Here is a 20,264-nt window from a genome sequence, read left to right on the forward strand (position 1 = left end):
CGGCATGTTGCCCATGCGCCGGAGGAGTGTTCTGGGAAGTGTCCTGGGGACGGCCGGCTCGCTTGCCGCGCTCGGCGCCCCCGGCGCGGCGTTCGCGGCTGACGCGGCTGACGCGGCTGACGCGGCGGACGCGCCTCGCGGAGGCCGGGACCGGCCGCGCCCGGTGGCGCCCGTCAACCAGGAGGTGGCGGACGCCCACAGCGCGGCGTACAAGTCGCTGCCGCAGGAAGCCGTCGGCGTCGACGTCGAGGCGCTGATGACGGTGCACACGCGGGCGGACATCGAGCGGTTGCGAACCGAGCTGATCGCCGAGGTGTGGAAGTCCACCGATGGGCGGTTGCCCGAGGCGCTGCCCGAGGTGGAGCGCCGGGTCACGGCCCCGGAGCTGCCCGAGTTCAGCGGAGTGCACCGGATCGACCGGCTCACCGTACGTCTGCCGTACGGGCTGACCTCCGTCGTCTTCCTGCTGCTGCCGCGCCGTACGGCGCACGGCCGCTTCGCGCTCTACCACAACGGCCACGGCGAGGTGCCCGACACCATGCGGCGCACCGCCCAGGCGCTGCTTGACGCCGGGTACGGCGTGCTGCTGTTCGCCATGCCCCTGTACCACTGGAACCCGAAGGAACTGCGCGAGCCCACCGACCCCGACACCTCGGTCGTCGTGGAGTCGCACAACGATCTGGGGCCCTGGGAGAGCGCGGACTTCTCCACCCTGCGCTTCTTCCTGGAACCGCTCGCGGTGGCCGTGAACCATGTGCGGAGGGTGTACGAGCCGCCATCGCTGCAGATGATCGGGTTCTCCGGGGGAGGCTGGGCGACCACCGTGTACCCGGCGCTCGACCCACGGATCACCCGGAGCTATCCGACCGCCGGGTCGCTGCCGTTCTTCCTGCGCTCGGCGCCGCCCAGCCCGAGGCCGACGACGGGGGACTGGGAGCAGCGGCGGGACCGGCACCCCGCCTTCTACGGGATCTGCGACTTCCCGGACCTGTACGCGCTGGCGTCGGTCGGTGAGCACCGCCGTCAGACGCAGATCCTCAACCGGTTCGACTCATGCTGCTTCAACGGCGTCGGACACCGGGCCTACGAACCCGTGGTGCGGCAGCGCGTCCAGCTCATCGGCAGTGGCCACTGGGAACTGCTCGAGGACGCCACCCACGGCGACCACACCATCAGCCCCTTCGCCCTCTCCGTCATCCTGTGGGATCTCGAGGTCAACTGCGCCCGGGAGCCCTGACGGCTTACGAGGGCCCCGCTTACGAGGGGAGGTGGCCACGGCGATAGCGGGATGCCTCGCCCGCCGCATGAGCGGCGAACAGGGCCGCGGTCTCGTCCGGGTCGCCGTCGCGCAGCGCGGCGAGCAGTTCCGCGTGGAGCTCGGCCATCGCCCGCCAGTCCCCCCGGTAGCGTGGGTTGCCCAGCACATGCAGCCCCCACATGCTCGGCTCGATGATGTGCCACAGCCGCAGCAGCGCCGCGTTGCCGGCGGCCGTGCACACCGTGCGGTGGAACGACATATCGGCGTCGCGGAAGTCCCCGATGTCGCCATCGTCCGCCGCGCGGCGCATGGCGTCGATGTCCTCGGCCAGGCGCCGCAGACACTCGGCGTCCAGGCGGCCGGTCGCCCTGCGGGCCGCGTACATCTCGAACATCACACGGATCTCGCGCACATCCCGCGCCTGTCGGTCGGACACCTGGGTCACATACGTGCCCTGGCGCGGCAGGGAGTTCACCAGCCCTTCGTGGGCCAGCCGTTTGATGGCCTCGCGGGCCGGAGCCTGGCTGGTGCCCATCCGGCGCGCGATCTCCGACTCGACCACGCGCTGGCCCGGCACCAGCTCGCCGGAGACGATCCAGTCGCGCAGCCGCGCGTACACGTGGTCGGACAGCAGTTGGCGGGGGAGCGGGGTGTCGGGGGCCATACGTGCCGGCCCCGGGACCGGGCCGGAGGCGGCGGACGACGCCGTACGCCGGCCGGCCTGCTCCTGCCGGATGCGGGCGACCGTCGACTGGGACAGGCCTAGTTCCTCGGACAGGTCCCGGGTCGACGGCACGGGTTCGCCCTCGTGCGCGAGGTCCAGCACCGCCGCGACGCGGCGCTCCGCGTCCTGGCGCCCCGGGCTGCGCGGGCGGCCGGAGCGGCGGGCGTCGGACAGCCCCGCCGGGCCGTGTGCCAGGAAACGCTGCCGCCACTTGGCCACCGTCGCCGGGCTGACGCCCAGCCGCTGCGCGATCTGACGGGTGGAGTGGCCCTCGGCGCAGGCGAGCACGATACGGCTGCGCAGACACAGCGGGCCGGAGTCCCGCGCCGACCACTGGAGAAGGGTGTCACGGTCGGCCGCGCCGAGCCGGGGCATCCGCGGCGCCTTGGACTCCTTGGACTCCTCAGGCGCGCCCATGAGCCATCCCCCTCCCGTGTGTTAGGAACTTATGGGTCACGACATGTACCTGCAGCATCTATGTCATCAACTTTTGGCTGTGCGTACCGACTTGACCATCGTGTCACAACGCACTTATGAAGTAATCGTTGCTCGATAACTGACCCAATAAAAGCCTGGAGTCCCAAAGAGTCCCTGAACCTGAGCCCTCCTGGAGGACCGATGCTCCGACGACGGACACGACGGAAGACGGGCGCCGCGATGGTGTTGCTGGCCCTGGGGCTCACGGCATGCGGAGGCGGTGGCTTCTCCGACGGCGGCTCCGGTGGCGACGGCGGGCGGGACAAGACGCTCCGGGTCCTGGTCAACATCACACCCAACCTCACACAGGAGTTCTGGAACAACCTCGTCGAGCCCTTCGAGAAGGCTCACCAGGGGGTGAACGTCAAGATCGAGGCGCCGACCGGCACGGGTGTGGCCGACACCCTCCAGCAGCAGCTGGCCGCCGGTGACGCCCCCGACATCGTCGAAACCCTGGTCGTGGACGAGACGCTGGCGCCCAAGATGCTGGACCTCACCGACCAGCCCTGGGTCGCGGACACCCCGCTGGCCAAGGAGGCCATGCTGGACGGGAAGGCCTACACCGTCGGCGTGGGCGAGCAGGCGCAGTCGCTCGTCTTCTACAACAAGGAAGCCTTCGCCGAGGCCGGGATCACCCGGCCGCCCAGGACCCTCGACGAGCTGACCGAGGCGATGGGCAAGTTGAAGAAGGCGGGCCGCCTGCCGCTGCGGACCGCCGGTGACTTCGTCACCGGGCTGCAGCTGCTCCAGCTCTCCGACCCCTCCCTCGCCCAGAGCCGCCCCGGCTGGTACGGGCAGGTGCGCGACGAAAAGCTCACGGTGGGGGAGGTCATGCTCCCGTATCTGCGGCTCTACAAGACCTGGCTGGAGCGCGGATACCTCGACAAGAACGCGCTGGGGCTCAAATACGCCGACGCGGAGACCGACTTCCTCTCCGGCAAGTCAGCGATGTACGTCATGGGCAGCTGGTTCACCGCGGCGGAGGCCAAGGCCGACAAGGACTTCGAGGTGGGCGTGTTCCCCGCCCCGGTGGAGGAGGGGCAGCGCCATCCCGGCCCACAGGGGGCCACGATGTCCATGCCGTACATGATCCTCAAGGACAGCGGGCGGCGGGAACTCGCCCTCGAACTCGTCAAGTGGCTGGTCACCGACGAGAAGGCCGTCGACAGCCAACTGCGGCAGGACGGCAACTTCCGCCGTGGCTCCGAGCGGACCTTCAGCCCGCTGGAGCGCGAGATACAGAAAATCCTCGACGAGGCTCCGGCGAGCGTCGCACAGGGCGAGGGATACGGCGAGAACACCCTGCCCCGGGGCTTCAACGCCGCCTGGAACACCGCGGTGCAGAGCCTGTACACCGGGCGCTCGCCCGACGACGCGGCGAAGGCCGTCGACCGCTGGGTCCGCGACCGTTCCTGAACGCCCCTCTCTCCAGACCCCGGGTCGCCAGGGGCTGAGCAACCCTCCTCCTGAGCCACACCATGTCCGCGAGCGCACAGGAAGGGACACGATGCGCATCGATCGGGAAACCGGTCTCACCCGCCGCGGCCGGCGGTCCGGCGTACGAGGGGGCGGGCTGGCCACCGCGATCATGGTCCTCCCCGCCACCGTGCTCTACACCGGGCTGCTCGCCGTACCGGTGGCGCTGGCCGGCTATCTCAGCCTCACCGACTGGGACGGCTTCAGCGCCAACCCGTCGGTCGTCGGCACCGCCAACTACACCGCCCTGCTGGACGATCCGGATCTGCGCCACGCGGTCACCGTCACGCTGCTGCTGGCCGGGCTCGGCACAGTGGGCCTGAACGTGCTCGGCCTCGGCTTCGCGCTGCTGCTGAACGGCTCCTCGCGCGTCAACGCCTTCTTCCGGATGGTCCTCTTCTACCCCCATGTCCTCAGCGCGCTGGTCATCGGATTCCTGTGGAGCGCCATCCTCGGCACCACGGGAGCCGTCAACAGCCTGATCACCTCCCATGGAGGCGAGGTCCTGCCGTTCCTCGCCGATCCCGACTGGGCGCTGGCCACCCTGGTGTCCCTGGTGGTGTGGTCGGCGTTCGGCGTGAACGTGGTCCTGTATCTCGCCGGGCTCCAGGCCGTGCCCCGCTCCCTCACCGAGGCGGCCCGTATCGACGGCGCCACGAAGTGGCAGGTGTTCCGGCATGTCACACTGCCCGCGCTCGGGCCGGCGGTGACCGTGAACATCGTTCTGTCCCTGGTGACCCTGCTCAAGACCTACGACCTGGTGGTGTCGCTGACCGCGGGCGGACCGGCCGGGGAGACACGCACCATCGCGTATCTCATCCTCTGGAACTCCTTCCACGACGGCCGCCTCGGACTCGGCTCCGCGCAGTCCGTGGTCCTGATGGCCGTCACGGCCACGCTCGCCCTCCTTGTGACCCGGCTGCGGCGGCGGTCGGAGATGGCGGTGTACTCATGAGCCCCCGTGGTGAAGCGAGCCTCCGTGGTGAAGCGGCCCCGGCCCGAAGGCGGAGACCGAGCGGCGCACTCAGACTGGTGTTCCTCGGCGCCGTCAGCGTGCTGATGCTGGTGCCGCTGTACGTCCTCGTCGTCAACGCCTTCAAGTCCCAGCAGCAGATCCTGACCGATCCCTTCGGCCTGCCGGACGGCGGCGGCTCCCTCCAGTACCTCGAACGGACCCTGGACAGCGAGCGTTTCGACATGGTGCGGGGCTACGCGGTGACCCTGCTGTTCGTCGTGTGCGTCAACGTCCTGTCCCTCGTACTGGCCGGGCCGGCCGCGTACGTCATCGCCCGCAGCACACGGCGCCGCTACCGGGCGCTGATGCTGTTCTTCCTCGCCGGGACGTTCATCCCCGGCCAGGTGCTGGTGATCCCCGTCGTCTACGTCCTCAAGACCCTCGGCCTGATGGGTACCGTCCGTGGCTTCGTCCTCTTCGAGACGGTTCTGACGCTGCCGTTCTCGGTGTTCCTGTACGCCGGGTACATCGCCACCATCCCCCGCGAACTCGACCAGGCGGCGGCCGTCGACGGCGCAGGGCGCATCCGCACCTTCTGGCGGATCGTCTTCCCGCTGATGCGGCCCGTGGTCGCCACCATGGTCATCCTCAACACCTTCTCGGTGTGGAACGACTTCGTGAACCCGCAGATCATCCTCGGCCCGGGCAGCGGTCTGTACACGGTCACCACCGGCGTATACGCGGCCGTCAGCCAGTACCAGACCGACTACACCGTCGTCTTCCCCACCCTCCTGCTGGCCATCGCACCCCTGCTGGTCTTCTTCGTGTTCATGCAGCGGCACATCATCAGCGGCCTCACGGCCGGGGCGACAAGGGGCTGACCCATGAGGCACACCATCCGGGTGACCGCCACCGTTCCGCTCGGCGAACCACCGGAGTGGGCGGTGCTGCAGCGCAGGCTGTTCGATGTGCTCGACGAGGCGTGGCGGGCCTTCGCCCACCGCTACTGCGAGTCCGACGGCCGACTGCGCTACCGCGGACCGGTGGCCGACCGCGACGGCGGCGACGACTTCTACGAGGCGTTCTTCAACTGGCCCGTCCTGTACCAACTGGGCGGCGCGGACGATCTGCTGGACGCCTGTAAACACCACTGGACCGGAGTCACCGCCCAGCTCACCGAGCTCGGCCTGGCCGTGGACGAGTTCGAGCGCGGATACGACTGGTTCCACCTGGGCGAGTCGATGCTGCTGTTCTACGGCATCTGCGCCGCCGACCCGGCCGACCAGGAGTTCCGCGCCCGCGCCCTGCGCTTCGCCGACCTGTATCTGCCTGGCTCCCGGGCGGGCAACTACGATCCGGCCACGCACACCATCCGGGCCCCGCACAACGGCGCCGCGGGCCCCCGGTACGGGTTGCAAAAGGAGTGGGCCTCCTACGGCGCGGACCTGGCCGTGATGCGCCCCTACGGCCTGCCACTGCGCGACCTCGACTCCATCCGCACCTGGGAGGACCTGGCCGACCCGGACCGCGCCCGCCGCATGGGCCAGGCCATGAACGCCCGCCTCGGCCGCGGCGACACCGCGGTCAACCTCGCCGCCACCAGCCTCGCCGTCAACGCCTGGCTGTACGACCACGACGACCGCCACCGCGACTGGGCCCTCGACTACCTCACCGCCTGGCAGCACCGGGCACAGACACACGGCGGTTTTCTGCCCGACAACGTAGGACCCTCCGGCGAGGTGGGCGAGGACCACGGCGGCCGCTGGTACGGCGGTCTGTACGGGTGGACCTGGCCGCATGGCCTCTACAGCGTCGGCAACACCGCCGTGATCGCCGCCGTCAACTCCGTCCTCCTCACCGGCACCACCGACCTGCTCGCCCTCGGCCGCGGACCGTTCGACGAAGTCCTCGCCCACGCTGTCAGGGGCGCGGTCACGGACACCGAGATGAGCACGTCCGACCGCTGGCTCGCCGAACTCGGCGAGGACGCCGACCGCCCCACCCTCCTGGTCCCCAACCGGTACGACGACGGCGGCTGGTTCGACTACCAGCCGCCCCAGATCGCCCTTCCCCTGTGGTTATGGCACGCCTCGCTGGCCGACGAGGATCACGACCGCCTGCGACGCCTCCGCGAGGTGTGCGGCTACGACTGGCGTACGGTCCGCGCCTTCCGCAACAAGGAGGAGGGCGGCCACGAAGCCCCCTGGCTGGCCTACCTGAGCGGAGACAACCCCGGCTACCCGGCCGTGATCCTGCGCACCGCCCTCGGCCAGGCCGCCCGCCGCATGGCGCTGATCGACGCCGACACCACCGACCCGGCGGAGCTGCACATCCACCACTGGCAGCGCCTCAACCCCGTCCTCACCGAGGCGCTGCTGCAACTGACCACCGGAACCCCGCAGGTGCTCTACAACGGCGGTCTGCTGCCCACCCGTCTCGCCTATTACGACGTGGGGCGCGGCCGTCCGGGCCTGCCACCCGACGTGGCCGCCCTCGTGGACACCGTTACCGCCGACCAGGTCCGCGTCGAACTCGTCCACACCGGCGTATCCGGTGTCCGCACGGTGGTCGTCCAGGCCGGTGCCTTCGGCGAACACCGCATCGACCGCGCCCTGGTCGATACGGCCGCGCCCGGCTACCCCGGCGACCCCCGCTCGTACACCGCCCCCGACCCCGCCATCAGCACCGTCGACCTACCGGTCGGCGGACCGCGGATCGAGGTGCAGCTGCCCCCGGGCCGCCGCGTCCGGCTCGATCTGCGGCTCACCCCCCGGGCCCAGCGCCCCGCACACCAGCCCTCCCCGTAGACCGGCCCGACCCCCCTGCGAGTGACCCGATAGCGCCCCGACAGTGACGCGACAGTGAGGAGACCGTTCGTGGACGACGAACCCGTGTGGGACCTGCCGGTACGCGGGGACGCCCCCGGGCCCGCGGACCCCCAGGTCCTGACCCGGCTCGCCGAGGTGTCCGCCGCCACCGCCTGCGCAAAACTGCATGCACAGGGCATCCGCCGCACCTTCGTCTGCGGACCGCGGCCACTCGCCCCCGGTCTGAAGATCGCCGGCCGGATCCGCACCCTGCAGTTCATGCCGCAGCGCGAGGACATCGCCTCCGGCCTCGGCCAGGAGTACGTGGAGCGGCACACCGCCCTGTGGGCCGTCCTGGAGACCATCGAACCCGGCGACGTCCTCGTCGTCCAGGCCTACGGCTCCCCGTACACCGGCTGCTTCGGCGACATGCTGGTGCGCTACTTCCGGCAGAAGGGCGGCGCCGGGATCGTCGTCGACGGCTGTATCCGCGACGCGCCCCGGGTGCGCGAGACCGGCGTGCCCGTCTGGGCGACCGGCGTCACCCCCCACTACGCCTCCCAGGCCGAGCTCTTCCCCTGGGCGTACGACGTGCCGGTGGCCTGCGGCGGAGTGCTCGCGCTGCCCGGGGATCTGCTGGTGGCCGACGACGACGGGCCCGTGGTGGTGCCCCGGCGCACCGCGCCCGCAGTGATCGCCGCCGCGCGCGAGCACGAGCAGTGGGAGCGCTTCAGCCGCGCCCGCATCGAGGAGGGAGGAGCCCTCACCGACTACTACCCGCTGACGGCCGACACCCGCGCCGAGTACGAGCGCTGGCGCGACCAGGACTTGGCCTGACGCACCCCCACACAAGGAGGACTACGACCGTGTTGCGCACCATCCGTAGACCACAGCTCAGGCTCACCCTGGCGGTGGCGGGCGCGCTGCTGCTGATCGGCGGCGCGGCGCTGCCCGGCCACCGCGCGGACGCGGCCGCCACCGGCTGCCGGCCCACGCAGCTCTTCGTCGCACCCGACGGCCGGGACACGGCCAAGGGCAGCAAGGACGCCCCGTGGCGGACCATCGAGCAGGCCCGCGACCACATCCGCGGCAAGGGCCTCAACCGGCCGGGGAAGATGCGCTGCGACATCGTGGTCAACCTGCGCGCGGGCGACTACCCGGTCAGCCGCACCGTCGAGTTCGACGACCGCGACTCCGGGAGTGGCGGCCACCGCGTCGTCTACCGTTCGTACGACGGGCCCGGCAAGGCGCGCGTCCTGGGCGCCGCGCCCGTCACGGGCTGGACCGCGTACAAGGACGGCATCTACCGCGCCGACGTCGGCACCGACCGGCGCTTCTACACCCTGTTCGAGGACGGGAAGCGGGCCACCACCGCCCGCTACCCCAACCGCGGGACCGACGACACCTGGGCCCCGTACCTCTTCTCCGTGCTCAAGGAGCCGGAGAAGGAGGCCGTGCACCAGTGGCTGTACTCCAAGCCCGGTGACTGGCAGGCTTCCTGGGACCTCAGCAACGCGCAGGCGGTCGTCTGGTCCGGCGGCAGCTGGAGCTGGTTCACCGACACCGTGCCCATCAGGGACTGGAACCCAGCCAAGAACCAGATGACGCTGTCCCACTGGACGCGCTACGCGCTGATGAACTCCCGCAGCGGCTCCCGCTACTTCCTCCAGAACTCCCTGGACTTCCTCGACCAGCCCGGGGAGTACTACCTCGACTACGGCAAGGGGCAGCTGTACTACAAGCCCCGTGGCGACATCGACGACGTGACCATCATGCGCCCCACGGTCAAGACGCTGTTCAAGTTCGCGGGAGCGGCAGCCGATCGGCGGGTGGCGGACATCTCCCTGGACGGCCTCGCCCTGCAGTACACCGACTTCGTCGACTGGTACCGCTACGGCTGGATCAGCGACGGGGATTCGGGCGATGTCCACAAGTACCCGGTGTACGACCGGCAGATCGAGATGAACCGCAACCGCTTCGGGGCCGTCACGGTCACCAACAGCAGTGGCATCACCCTCCAGCGGATGCGGATCTCCGACACCGGCTTCACCGCCGTCTACGCGCTCTTCGCCAACGACCGCCTCACCGTCCGCGACAGCCTGCTGGAAAACCTCGGCGGCGACGGCATCAAGGTCGAAGGTGGCTACCCGGGCGAGGGCGATATCTCCGGCCACCACCTGTTCACCGACAACTGCATCACCCACTACGGAGAGCTCGTCCCCGGCGACGCGGCCGGTGTCGAACTCGTCAACACCGGCTCCAACGAAGTAAGTTACAGCTACTTCGAGCACAGCGCCCGCTACGGCGTCACCCTGGAGGTGATGCCCGAGGTGGGGCCCGGCGACTCGTACGCGCGCAACAACACCTTCAAGTATCTGCGCATCGAGAAAGCTGGTCTGGACAGCGGTGACATGGGCGCCTTCTACACCTACGGCGTCGACAACACCGAGCCGCACACCAGCAACAACCGCGTCTCGCAGCTCGTCATCGGCGATGTCATACCGGACGACTCCATGCCCGACAGCGGCACCCGAGGGGTGCATATGGACGCGGGCGGCTGCGGTTTCACCTTCACCGACATCCAGGTCGGCAAGGTCACCGACGACAAGTACCAGAGCTACCAGTGCAACACCGTGGAGAACGCCAACTGGCAGGACGGCTTCGATCCCTCCCGTATGAGGTACGACAAGATCGGCGTCAAGCCCTCCTTCCCCTATCCGCTGCCCGGCTCGGACGGCTGAGCGCACAGGCGCACCCGCGTGGGCCCTAGGGCCTGTCGTCAAAGGGGGCGCCCTGCTCCCGACGCCTGGCACGGCGCCTCGCTGCGTTGTCGCACCGCCCGAGTACGCCCAGTACGAGGACGATGCTCCGCCTTGCGATCCACCGCGCCAGACACCGCTCGCGGCCGGCCGCCCCCTTTGACGACAGGCCCTAGCCGGGCCGCCACTCCCTTGCGAGCGGCCCGGCGGGCCCCGGCCCACGCCCGTCAGGAGATGACATGGACATCATGCCGACCGGCTCGCCGCCCGCCGTGACGGACGAGCTGCGCGGACTCACCTGGGACCACCCGCGCGGCTACGCGCCGCTGGAGGAACTGGCCCGGCTGGACGCCGCCGTCCCGCCCGGCTGCGAGACCGTCGGTCTGCCGCTGCGCTGGGACAGGCAGCCACCGGCCGCCTTCGAGACGGCGCCGATCGACGGCCTCGCCGGTGACTACGACCTCCTGGTCGTCGAACACATCGGCCTCGGCGCCGCGGTGGAGGCCGGATGTCTGGTGGCGATGGACGACCTGTTCCCGGCGGCCCAGCTGGAACACTGGCGCGGCCGTACCGTCGGCGCCTGCTACGAGAGCCATGTGCTCGGCGGCCGGCTCTGGGCGCTGCCGCTGGACGCCGCGGCCCAGGTCGCCGCGGCCCGCCCCGACCTGATGGCCGGCCACCCGATGCCGCGGACCTGGGACGAGGTGCTGGCGCTGCCCGTCCCGCTGACCCTCTGCCTGGGCGGCCCGCACGCCCTGCTCACCTTCTGCGCGCTGTGCGTGGCGCTGGGGGAGGAGCCGGGCCGCGGACCGGAGTTCGTCTCGCGGGAGACGGGCGGGGTGGCCCTGGACACCATGGCCCGGCTGCTGGCGCGCGGCGACCCGCGGCTGTGGCAGCTCGGCCCGGTCGGGCTGCTGGCCGCGATGGCCTCCGCCGAGGGGCCCGCCTACTGCCCGCTGGTGTACGGCTACGCCCCCGCCACGCAGTCGGGACCGTACCCGCTCACCTTCGCCGACGCCCCGGCCCACCACCCTGGAGGACGGCCGGGCAGCGTGCTCGGCGGTGCCGGGCTCGCCGTCTCGCGCCGCCGGACCGACGACCCGCTGGTGCGCGAGGCCATCCGCGACCATCTGCGGCGGCTGCTCGCGGAGCCGGTGCAGTGCGAGCTGTTTCCGGTGACCGGCGGCCAGCCGTCCGACCGCGCCGCCTGGCTGGACCCGCGCACCAACAGCCGCTGGGGCGGCTTCTACCGCGCCACCCTCGCCACCGTCGAACGCGCCTGGGTGCGTCCGCGCGCCGCCGGCTATCCGGACTTCCAGCGGTCCGCCTCCCGGCTGCTGCGCGAAGGGCTGGCCGACGGGCGGCCACTCGGCCGGCTGCTGACCGAACTCAACGAGGGCTTCCGCGACCGGACACGGCGACCTGACCGCTTGCTGCGACCGAAGGGAAACGGGACATGAGCGAAGGAAACAGACGGGAGGCGCCACGGGACGGGGCGCCGCCGCTGGCCCGGCGCGCGTTCGTGGCCGGCACCGGCGCGCTGCTGGGCGCCGCCGCACTGTGGACGCCGTCGGCACGGGCGGACGACAAGCTCGCCGCGGCCGCCGATGCCGTGGACGGCGTCCTGGCCTTCCCCGGGGCCGAAGGCGGGGGCAGATACGCCAGCGGTGGCCGCGGCGGCGAGGTCTACGAGGTCACCACGCTTGCCGACGCCGGTCCGGGCTCGCTGCGCGAGGCGGTGTCCGGCAGCGACCGCACCATCGTCTTCCGGGTCTCCGGCACCATCGAACTCAAGGGCGGCCTGGACATCACCGGGTCGAACCTCACCATCGCCGGCCAGACCGCGCCCGGCGACGGCATCTGCGTCGTCGGCAATGAAACCAAGATCAGAGACGTGGGCAACATCATCCTGCGCCATCTTCGGTTCCGGGGCACGGACACCCTCGGCACCCCCATCGACACCTTCGGCATGGAGCGCTGCGAGAACGTCATCATCGACCACTGCTCCTTCAGCTGGGCGGTCGACGAGGTGTGCTCGCCGTACGGCAACGAGAACGTGACGATGCAGTGGTGCGTCATCGCCGAGGGGCTGACCATGTCCGCGCACGAGAAGGGACGACACGGCTACGGCGGGCTGTGGGGCGGTGACAACGTCACGTACCGCCACAACCTGCTGGTCCACAACGGCGGTCGCAATCCGCGGTTCAGCTTCGTCGAGGACATGGCCCTCAAGGCAGACCACCGCAACAACGTGATCTACAACTACGGCTACACATCCGCGTACGGCGGTGAGTGGGCCGACGGCATCAACATCGTCGGCAACTACTACAAGCCGGGCCCGAACACCGTCGCCGAGATCGCGCCCGTCATCATCGCCCCCAACCGCGGCGGGATCTGGTACGTCGACGGGAACCTCATCGAGGGACACCGCAAGGTCACCGCCGACAACCGGCTCGGCGTCCGCTTCCCGCCCGGCGGCGCCACCCTGCTGGACGAGCCCGTGGCCTTCCCGAGCCCCATCGTGGAGCAGACCCCGAAGCAGGCGTACAAGGCGGTCCTGGCGGGCGCCGGGGCCACCCTGCCGCGCCGGGACGCGATCGACGCGCGGCTGGTCAACGATGTGCACAAGGGCACCGGACGCAGCATCAACTCGCAGAAGGAGGTGGGCGGTCCGGTGCCGCTCGTCTCCGCCGACCCTCCCAAGGACAGCGATCACGACGGCATCCCCGACGACTGGGAGCGCGCACACGGCCTCGACCCCGACGATCCGGCGGACGGCCGGGCCATCGACCCGGACACCGGCTACAGCAACCTGGAGCTCTATCTGAACTCCATCGGGCCCACCGGCGCCCCGAACCCGGCCGTCGCCCTCACCACCCCGGCCATCGACCAGGTATTCGCCAGTGACAGCGGCACCAGCGACCTCACCGTCCGCGCCACCGCCACTGCCGCCGACGGTGCGAACATCGCCTCCGTCGCCTTTTACGCCGACGACAAGAAGCTCGGCGAAACCACCGCCGCCCCGCACGAGATCGTGTGGCAGGGCGCCCCCGCCGGCACCCACCACCTCACCGCCCGCGCCACCGACAGCACCGGCACCGCCACCACATCGAGCATGGTGCCCGTCCACGTCAACCGCTCCACCTCGGTGGCGCCCTGGACGGCGGTCGACATCGGCGCGGTGCCCATCGCGGGGGCCGCGGCGCTGGACGGCGGGGTGTTCACCGTGCGCGGCTCCGGAAAGATCAAGGGCCGTCAGGACTCCTGCCACTTCGTGTACCGGGCCATCGACGCCCCCGACGACGAGGTCGTCGAGCTCATCGCACGCCTGGACTCGATCAGCGTGGTGTACCAGGACGTCCTCGCCGGAATCATGATCCGCGAAAACCTGACGCCCGACTCCCCGTTCTGCCTCATGGGCATCTACATCGCGAACGGCGGCATCAAGGCCACCGCCAAGCGTATGCACTCCCACGGCACCGAGATGAACGTCGGCAACTACCCCTGGGAGGAGGACGAGATGCTCAACAACAAGCCGTACTGGCTGCGCATCACCCTGCGCGGGGACGAGTTCACGGCCGAGGTCTCACCGGACTCCCTCCAGTGGACACGCGTCGGCTACGAACGCGTCCCCATGGGGCCACGGGTCTACGCCGGGCTGGTGGTGGAAGGCAACAAGGAGGCGAACGACGTCGCGCACTACCCGACGGCGAAGTTCAGCAAGGTCCGCATCAACAACTGAATCAACGGCTGACCTGGCCGCTCTCGTCCAGGGGCACCCACACCCGCATGGCGCCGTCACCGCGGTTGTCCCACTGGAAGTAGGGCACCGCGGTGGCGGTGGTGGGCCGACGCGTGTCGACGGCGCCGTGGGTGCGGTACGGGAGCCCCGCCTCGTGCGGGCCGGTGACGGCGACCGCGTCCGCCTCGATCGTCACCGTACGGCCAAGACCCGGCAGGTCCGCCTCGTCCCGCACCCGCAGCGCGGTGTCGGCGCACAGCGCCAGCTCGTCCACCAGCGTGTCCGCGGGCTGGTCCAACTGCTCGAAGCAGTACACCAGCGGCCCCCGCTCGATCGCCGCACAGCCGCGCGCCGCGTCGATCCTCGGATGCGGCACGGTGAGCCGCGGCGCCATGTCCAGCTCCAGCACCACCCGCTCCCCGGCCCGCCAGCGCCGCCTGACCACCACTCGTCCCTGTGCGTCGCCGACCACCGGCTCTCGTACGCCGCCAGGCTCGGTCAGCCACGTCCGCGTGCTCCACGGCGGAATCCGCAGCCCCAGCGCCCACTCGTCGGCCGGCGCGTGCTCCACGGCGACGGTGACCGTCCCGTGCCATGGATAGTCGGTGTCGATCCGCAGCCCCACCGTGCCACCGGCGTGGGCGCAGGACAGGGCCATCGGCGCGTACAGATGGAGGAAGAGCGTGTCCCCAGCCGTGGTCGCGGCGTAGTGGGGGAGCGAGGCCACCAGCCGGGTGACCGACGGCGGGCAGCAGGCGGAGTAGAACCACTCGTCGCGGCTGCGTGGATCGCCGACCGCCTCCGCGTGGTCGGGGCGCCGCTGCAGCGGATTGCCCTTGTAGTACTTCCGTCCGTCCAGCGAGCGGGCCGCCGCGAAGGCGTTGTACAGGGTGCGCTCGACCAGATCGGCGTAGCGCCCCTCGCCGGTGGCCAGCAGCAGCCGCCGGCTCCACTGGATGCTCGCCGCCGATCCGCAGGTCTCGTTGTACGCCAGGTCGGGCGGCAGCTCGTAGCGCTCGCCGAAGACCTCCCCGACCTGGCGTGAGCCAAGACCGCCGGTCAGCGACGTCCGGGTCGCCGCCATGTCCTCCCAGCGAGCGGCCGACGCCTGGAGCAGCGTGTCGTCGCCCGTCTCCACCGCCACGTCCACGGCCCCGGCCTCCAGGTACAGCGCCCGTACGACATGCCCGGTCACCGTCGGTGCCGTGCGGACCGGAAGGTGGTCGAGACGGTGCCGCGCCCCGTGTTTATGGCGTCCCACCAGGCCGTGTCCGCGCCGCTCCACCAGCCGCGCCGCCAGGGTCAGATACCGCGTATCGGCGGTGGTCCGGAACAGCTCCACCAGCGCCGTCTCCACCTCGGGGTGGCCGTCGAGACCGGGCCCGGGGTCCTCGAGGAACACCGCGCACAGGTGGTCGGCGCACCGCCGCGCCACCGTGAGCAGTTGTCCGTCCCCGGTGGCGCGGTGGGCGGCCACGGCGGCCTGGAGGAGATGGCCGGTGCAGTACAGCTCGTGGCTGTCGACCAGCCGGCCGTAGCGGGCTCCGACCTCGGCCACCTGGTAGTACGAGTCGAGGTAGCCGTCGTCCTGCTGGGCCCGCTCCAGCAGCCCGGTGGTGTGGGAGAGGAACCCGGCCAGCGTGTCCTCCGGGCCCGCCTGGAGCTCCCAGGCCACCGTCTCCAGCATCTTGTGCACATCGGAGTCCGCGTACACGGGCCCGCGGTAGGCGCCCTGCTCCTCGCCCGCGGCGATGCGCAGATTGGCCAGGGCGCCGGACTTCTCCAGCCAGTGCAGGGCCAGCGGCACGCTGCTGCTGCGGTTGACCCGCTGCCACAGCCGCCACAGGCCGCCCGTCACGCGGATCCGCCCGCCGCGCGGTGGGCGGTGTGCCGTACGCGCGCCGGGGGAGGGGAGTACGGGGCCGTCCACGGTTGCCTCCTGGGTGTAAGAGGGCGTGAGGGCTTGCCGGAAGGGTGCGGTGTGCGGGTGCGGAGCGCTACATACGGGGCCGGGCGAGGAAGGCGATCATCTGGTCGCGGACCCGCAGGATATGCGCCTCCAGCAGATCCCTGGCCCGCGTCCGGTCGCCGCCCTCCAGTGCGTCGACCACGGCGCGGTGCTCCGCGACGGCCATGTCCAGCCGGGAGGCGGTGATCGGCGCCTCCATGCCGGCCCGGGTCACATGCAGGCTCAGATGCAGATCGTCGTGAAGCTCCAGCAGCATGGGGAGGCTGCCAAGACGGACGAGCTCGCGGTGGAAACGGGCGTCGTTCTCCCGGAACTCCCCATAGCGGCTGGGGTCCTCCAGGGACAGCCGGGCCAGTTCGGCCGCCTCGTCCACGAGCTCCCGCAGCCGGGCCGGGACCTGGCGGTCCGTGCGCTCGGCGAACAGCCGCAGACTGTGCGACTCCAGCATCAGCCGCAGCTCGAAGAGCTCGTACAGGCTCGACAAGGAGGGTATGGCGACGGTGAAGCCGACCGAGGCGTCGTACGCCAGCAGACCGCGCTCGTAGAGCCGGCCGACCGCGCTGCGCACCGGGGTGCGGCTCATGCCGAGGCGGCGGGCGAACTCCCGCACCGGCACGGCCTGGCCGGGCGCCGGGTTCTCCTTGGTCAGCCACTCCACGATCGCCGTGCGGGCCCGGGTCTCCAGGCTCTCGGCGGGGCCGGGCTCCGGAGCCGGTGACTCCTCCTCGCGGGCCCCCGCCGCTCGCGGTCGGATCATGCCGCCTCCCCTGTTCCCACTCCCGAACGATGTGCCGCCCCTATGGTATGCCGCTGGTAGACCGGGCGTCTGCGGGTTGGCGGAGGCAAAGAAATACTCCTGCGAGGGGGGTTGACGCTCCCTCAGACCGCCAACAAACTCATGGCATACCACCGACATGCCCCTTGAAGCATCCGTCCAGAGCCTGCTGCACGGGAACATCGGCTCTGCCGTCCCGTATCACGACGGCGTGAGGCGCGGTGGATCGGTCCGCACTGGAATGCCAACTGGAATGCGAACTGGAATCCCACCCCGTGGACTATCTGGAGCGTGGAGATGACTCCCGAACGTACCCCCGGGGCCACCCGGTACCGCGCCGCCACTCTCGATCGACGCGCCCTGCTGCGCGCCGGTGTCGGCATGCTCGCGGTGGCCGGCCTGCCCGGCTGCGGATTCTTCGAGACGGATGCCGACAACGGTGAGTCGGAAGGGAAGAAGGGCAAGGAGGCGCCCTCGCTCAAGAAGCGGGTCGACGCGGGCGACCTGCCTCCGGTGGCCGAGCGCCTGCCCGACAAGCCCCGCGAGGTAACACCGCTGGAGAAGGCCGGTGTCTACGGCGGCACCTGGCATTCGGCGATGCTCACCCAGGAGGACATGAACTGGCTGCGCTACAGCATGGGATACGAGCCGCTGGTGCGCTGGGCGCCCGAGTGGCGGGGAGTGGCGCGTACGGACATCCTGCCGAACGTCTGCGAGAAGTACGAAGTGCGCGGCGGCGGCAAGGAGTTCGTCTTCCATCTGCGCAATGGTCTGAAGTGGTCCGACGGCAAGCCCGTCACCACCGACGACTTCGCCTTCGCCTTCGCCGACTTCAACGCCGACAAGGAGATGCACACCACGGGCGTCTACGAGCTGTGGCTGTCGAAGTCCGGCCGCCCCGCCCGTTTCGAGAAGGTCGACGACCTCACCGTGCGCTATGTGTACGAGGAGCCCAAGCCCGGCTTCCTGGAGGAGATCGCCGGCACCTCCGGTGTGACGATGGTGCTGCCCGCCCACTATCTGAAGAAGTTCCACGCAGGGCACAACGACGGCGCCCAGGCCCTGGCCAAGAAGGCGGGCCAGAATCGCTGGATCGACTACATGGTCATCCAGGCGGACCCCTGGGCCAACCCGGACCTGCCCACCCTCAACCCGTGGGTGGCCAGAAACGCGGTAGGCGAGGGCAGCAGCGTGGTCGCCGAGCGCAACCCCTACTACTGGCAGGTGGACCCGGACGGCAGCCAACTGCCGTATATCGACAAGGTCATCGTCGATGTGGTGCAGGACGTCGAGGTCGAGGTGTTGAAGGTGTCCAACGGCGACCTCGGCATGCAGCTCTACAACTTCGGCACGGTCCGCAACAAACCGGTGGTCGCCCGCAACCGGAGCAAGGGCGGCTACGAACTGATCGAGATCGCCCCGGACCTGGTGAACACCATGATCATCGGCTTTAACCAGACCCACCCCGACAAGGCCAAGCGAGCGCTGTTCGCCACCAAGGACTTCCGGATCGGCCTGTCGTACGCGATCAACCGGCAGAAGATCATCGACACCTTCTACGGCGGTCAGGGCCGCCCCTGGCAGTGCGCCCCGCTCCCCGGCAACGAACTCTTCGACGAGGAACTGGGCAGCCAGTACACCGAGTACGACATCGACAAAGCCAACGAGGCCCTGGACCGGGCCGGGCTGACCCGGCGCGGCGGCGACGGCATCAGACGCACCGCGGACGGCGCCCCCGTCGCGTTCAATGTGCTGGTCGTCTCCGATATGCCCGACCATGTGGACGCGCTCGACCTGATCCGCACCGACTGGAAGAAGGCCGGCGTCGACGCCAATGTCCAGCGGGTCGCGGAGACGCTGTACTGGGAGCGCGTCGAGGCCGGTGCGTCGGAGGCCGCCACCTGGGCCGGGGGCCCCTTCGACCTGCGCACCGGCCCGGGCGGGGACCACTACTACCTGCCCACCAACCCCCGTGGTTCCTCTCGCTACGGCGGCGCCTGGGCCAGGTGGTACACCCGCAACGGGAAGGACGGCGAAAAGCCGCCCGCCGAGATCGAAAAGCAGCTGGATCTCTTCGACCAGATGCGGTTCACCTTCGATTCGGATCGGGCGCTCGCCCTTGCCCGGCGGGTCCTGGCCATCACCAAGGAACAGTTCTACTACCTCGGCATCTCCACCCCGCCCTCCGAATACGGCATCGTCAAGAAGAACGTCCACAACGTGCCCAAGAAGTTCAGCGGGGCCGTGATGCACCAGGCGCCGGGGCCCAGCAACCCCTCGACGTACTTCATCTCGGGCAAGGCGTGACGGACCGCCGGCATGCTGTCCTTCCTCATCCGCCGACTGCTGCTGATGGTCCTGACCCTCTGGGCCGTCTCGCTCGCCTCGTTCTTCATCATCAGCCTGCCGCCCGGCGACTATGTCTCGACCCTCCAGGCCGAGGCGGAGAACCGCGGCGAGCTCATGAGCGACGCGGAACTGATCGCGCTGCGCCAGCGGTACGGACTCGACCAGCCATTCCTTGCCCAGTACTGGAAGTGGATCTCGAACATCGTCTTCCATGGCGACTTCGGACAGGCCTTCGCCTGGAACAGCCGCCCGGTCTCGGATCTGATCTGGGACCGGGTCGGCCTGTCCTTCTTCCTCTCCCTGTCCACGCTGCTGCTGGTGTGGGCGGTCGCCTTCCCGATCGGCATCTACTCCGCCGTACGGCAGTACTCGGCCGGTGACTATCTCGCCACCTTCCTCGGCTTCATCGGGATGGCTGTCCCCGAATTCCTGCTCGCGCTCGTCCTCATGTGGGTCGGGATGCGCTACTTCGGCCAGAGCCCCGGAGGGCTGTTCTCGCCCGAGTACCAGGACGCCGCCTGGAATCTGGGCAAGCTGCTGGACCTGATGGGCCACCTATGGCTGCCGATCCTCATCATCGGCATGTCCGGGACGGCCGGACTGATCCGCACCACCCGCGCCAATCTGCTGGACGAGCTCTACAGACCGTATGTGGTGGCGGCCCGCGCCAAGGGGATGCCGGAGTGGAAACTCCTGCTCAAATACCCGGTGCGGATGTCGCTCTCCCCGTTCTTCAGCACCGTCGGATGGCTGCTGCCCGGCCTGATCAGCGGCGAGACCATCATCTCCATCGTGATGAGCCTGCCCACCACCGGGCCGCTGCTGCTGAGCGGAGTGGAGAACCAGGACATGTATCTGGTCGGCAGCTTCGTACTGATCCTCTCCACGCTCACCGTCATCGGGACCCTGGTGAGCGACCTCGTACTCGCCTGGTGGGACCCCAGGATCCGGCACCGGTACGAGGGCGGGTGAG

14 protein-coding genes are annotated in these 20,264 nt (G+C 70.1%); 11 read left to right on the forward strand and 3 right to left on the reverse strand.

The window, feature by feature from the left end:
• Nucleotides 1–4 precede the first annotated feature (4 nt).
• The gene (locus ACH4U7_RS48055) at nt 5–1,237 is read left to right on the forward strand and encodes a hypothetical protein (protein WP_398534064.1); all 1,233 of its coding nucleotides are present in this window, start codon (nt 5–7) and stop codon (nt 1,235–1,237) included.
• A 19-nt stretch (nt 1,238–1,256) separates the two neighbouring features.
• On the opposite strand, the gene ACH4U7_RS48060 is transcribed toward ACH4U7_RS48055, so the two are convergent.
• The gene (locus tag ACH4U7_RS48060; protein WP_398534065.1) at nt 1,257–2,399 is read right to left on the reverse strand and encodes a helix-turn-helix domain-containing protein; all 1,143 of its coding nucleotides are present in this window, start codon (nt 2,397–2,399) and stop codon (nt 1,257–1,259) included.
• 201 nt (nt 2,400–2,600) lie between these two features.
• Here ACH4U7_RS48060 and ACH4U7_RS48065 point away from each other — a divergent pair, with 201 nt between their 5' ends.
• The 8 genes from ACH4U7_RS48065 (at nt 2,601) to ACH4U7_RS48100 (ending at nt 14,198) form a co-directional block, all read left to right on the forward strand.
• Complete coding sequence (locus ACH4U7_RS48065; RefSeq protein WP_398534066.1) at nt 2,601–3,875, forward strand: ABC transporter substrate-binding protein; 1,275 nt, start codon at nt 2,601–2,603, stop codon at nt 3,873–3,875.
• Nucleotides 3,876–3,966: 91 nt separating this feature from the next.
• A complete protein-coding gene (locus ACH4U7_RS48070) occupies nt 3,967–4,890 on the forward strand; it encodes a carbohydrate ABC transporter permease (protein WP_398534067.1) in 924 nt (307 codons plus the stop codon).
• A 77-nt stretch (nt 4,891–4,967) separates the two neighbouring features.
• Nucleotides 4,968–5,771 (forward strand): carbohydrate ABC transporter permease, encoded by an 804-nt coding sequence (locus tag ACH4U7_RS48075; protein ID WP_398534068.1) that lies wholly within the window; start codon nt 4,968–4,970, stop codon nt 5,769–5,771.
• A gap of 3 nt (nt 5,772–5,774) precedes the next feature.
• Nucleotides 5,775–7,697 carry a hypothetical protein gene (locus ACH4U7_RS48080; RefSeq protein ID WP_398534069.1) on the forward strand — a complete coding sequence of 641 codons (1,923 nt, stop codon included), beginning with the start codon at nt 5,775–5,777 and terminating at the stop codon, nt 7,695–7,697.
• A gap of 69 nt (nt 7,698–7,766) precedes the next feature.
• A complete protein-coding gene (locus tag ACH4U7_RS48085) occupies nt 7,767–8,534 on the forward strand; it encodes a ribonuclease activity regulator RraA (RefSeq protein ID WP_398534070.1) in 768 nt (255 codons plus the stop codon).
• 29 nt (nt 8,535–8,563) lie between these two features.
• The gene (locus tag ACH4U7_RS48090) at nt 8,564–10,438 is read left to right on the forward strand and encodes a right-handed parallel beta-helix repeat-containing protein (RefSeq protein ID WP_398534071.1); all 1,875 of its coding nucleotides are present in this window, start codon (nt 8,564–8,566) and stop codon (nt 10,436–10,438) included.
• Between the two features lie 257 nt (nt 10,439–10,695).
• Nucleotides 10,696–11,916, forward strand: coding sequence for a carbohydrate ABC transporter substrate-binding protein (locus tag ACH4U7_RS48095; protein ID WP_398534072.1), 1,221 nt, complete (start codon nt 10,696–10,698; stop codon nt 11,914–11,916).
• The gene (locus tag ACH4U7_RS48100) at nt 11,913–14,198 is read left to right on the forward strand and encodes an Ig-like domain-containing protein (protein WP_398534073.1); all 2,286 of its coding nucleotides are present in this window, start codon (nt 11,913–11,915) and stop codon (nt 14,196–14,198) included. The genes ACH4U7_RS48095 and ACH4U7_RS48100 overlap by 4 nt, the downstream gene beginning before the upstream one ends.
• A gap of 1 nt (nt 14,199) precedes the next feature.
• On the opposite strand, the gene ACH4U7_RS48105 is transcribed toward ACH4U7_RS48100, so the two are convergent.
• Both ACH4U7_RS48105 and ACH4U7_RS48110 read right to left on the reverse strand, forming a co-directional pair.
• Nucleotides 14,200–16,128 (reverse strand): glycoside hydrolase family 127 protein, encoded by a 1,929-nt coding sequence (locus tag ACH4U7_RS48105; protein ID WP_398534074.1) that lies wholly within the window; start codon nt 16,126–16,128, stop codon nt 14,200–14,202.
• Between the two features lie 67 nt (nt 16,129–16,195).
• Nucleotides 16,196–16,924, reverse strand: coding sequence for a GntR family transcriptional regulator (locus ACH4U7_RS48110; RefSeq protein WP_398534075.1), 729 nt, complete (start codon nt 16,922–16,924; stop codon nt 16,196–16,198).
• 315 nt (nt 16,925–17,239) lie between these two features.
• Between ACH4U7_RS48110 and ACH4U7_RS48115 the strand changes: the two genes are divergently transcribed.
• A complete protein-coding gene (locus tag ACH4U7_RS48115) occupies nt 17,240–19,249 on the forward strand; it encodes an ABC transporter substrate-binding protein (RefSeq protein WP_398534076.1) in 2,010 nt (669 codons plus the stop codon).
• Nucleotides 19,250–19,261: 12 nt separating this feature from the next.
• On the forward strand, nt 19,262–20,263 hold the full coding sequence (locus ACH4U7_RS48120; protein WP_398534077.1) for an ABC transporter permease: 1,002 nt from the start codon (nt 19,262–19,264) through the stop codon (nt 20,261–20,263).
• Nucleotide 20,264: the final 1 nt, after the last annotated feature.

Origin of the sequence: Streptomyces sp. NPDC020845 (assembly GCF_044334165.1) — a bacterium.
Taxonomy (GTDB): Bacteria; Actinomycetota; Actinomycetes; order Streptomycetales; family Streptomycetaceae; genus Streptomyces.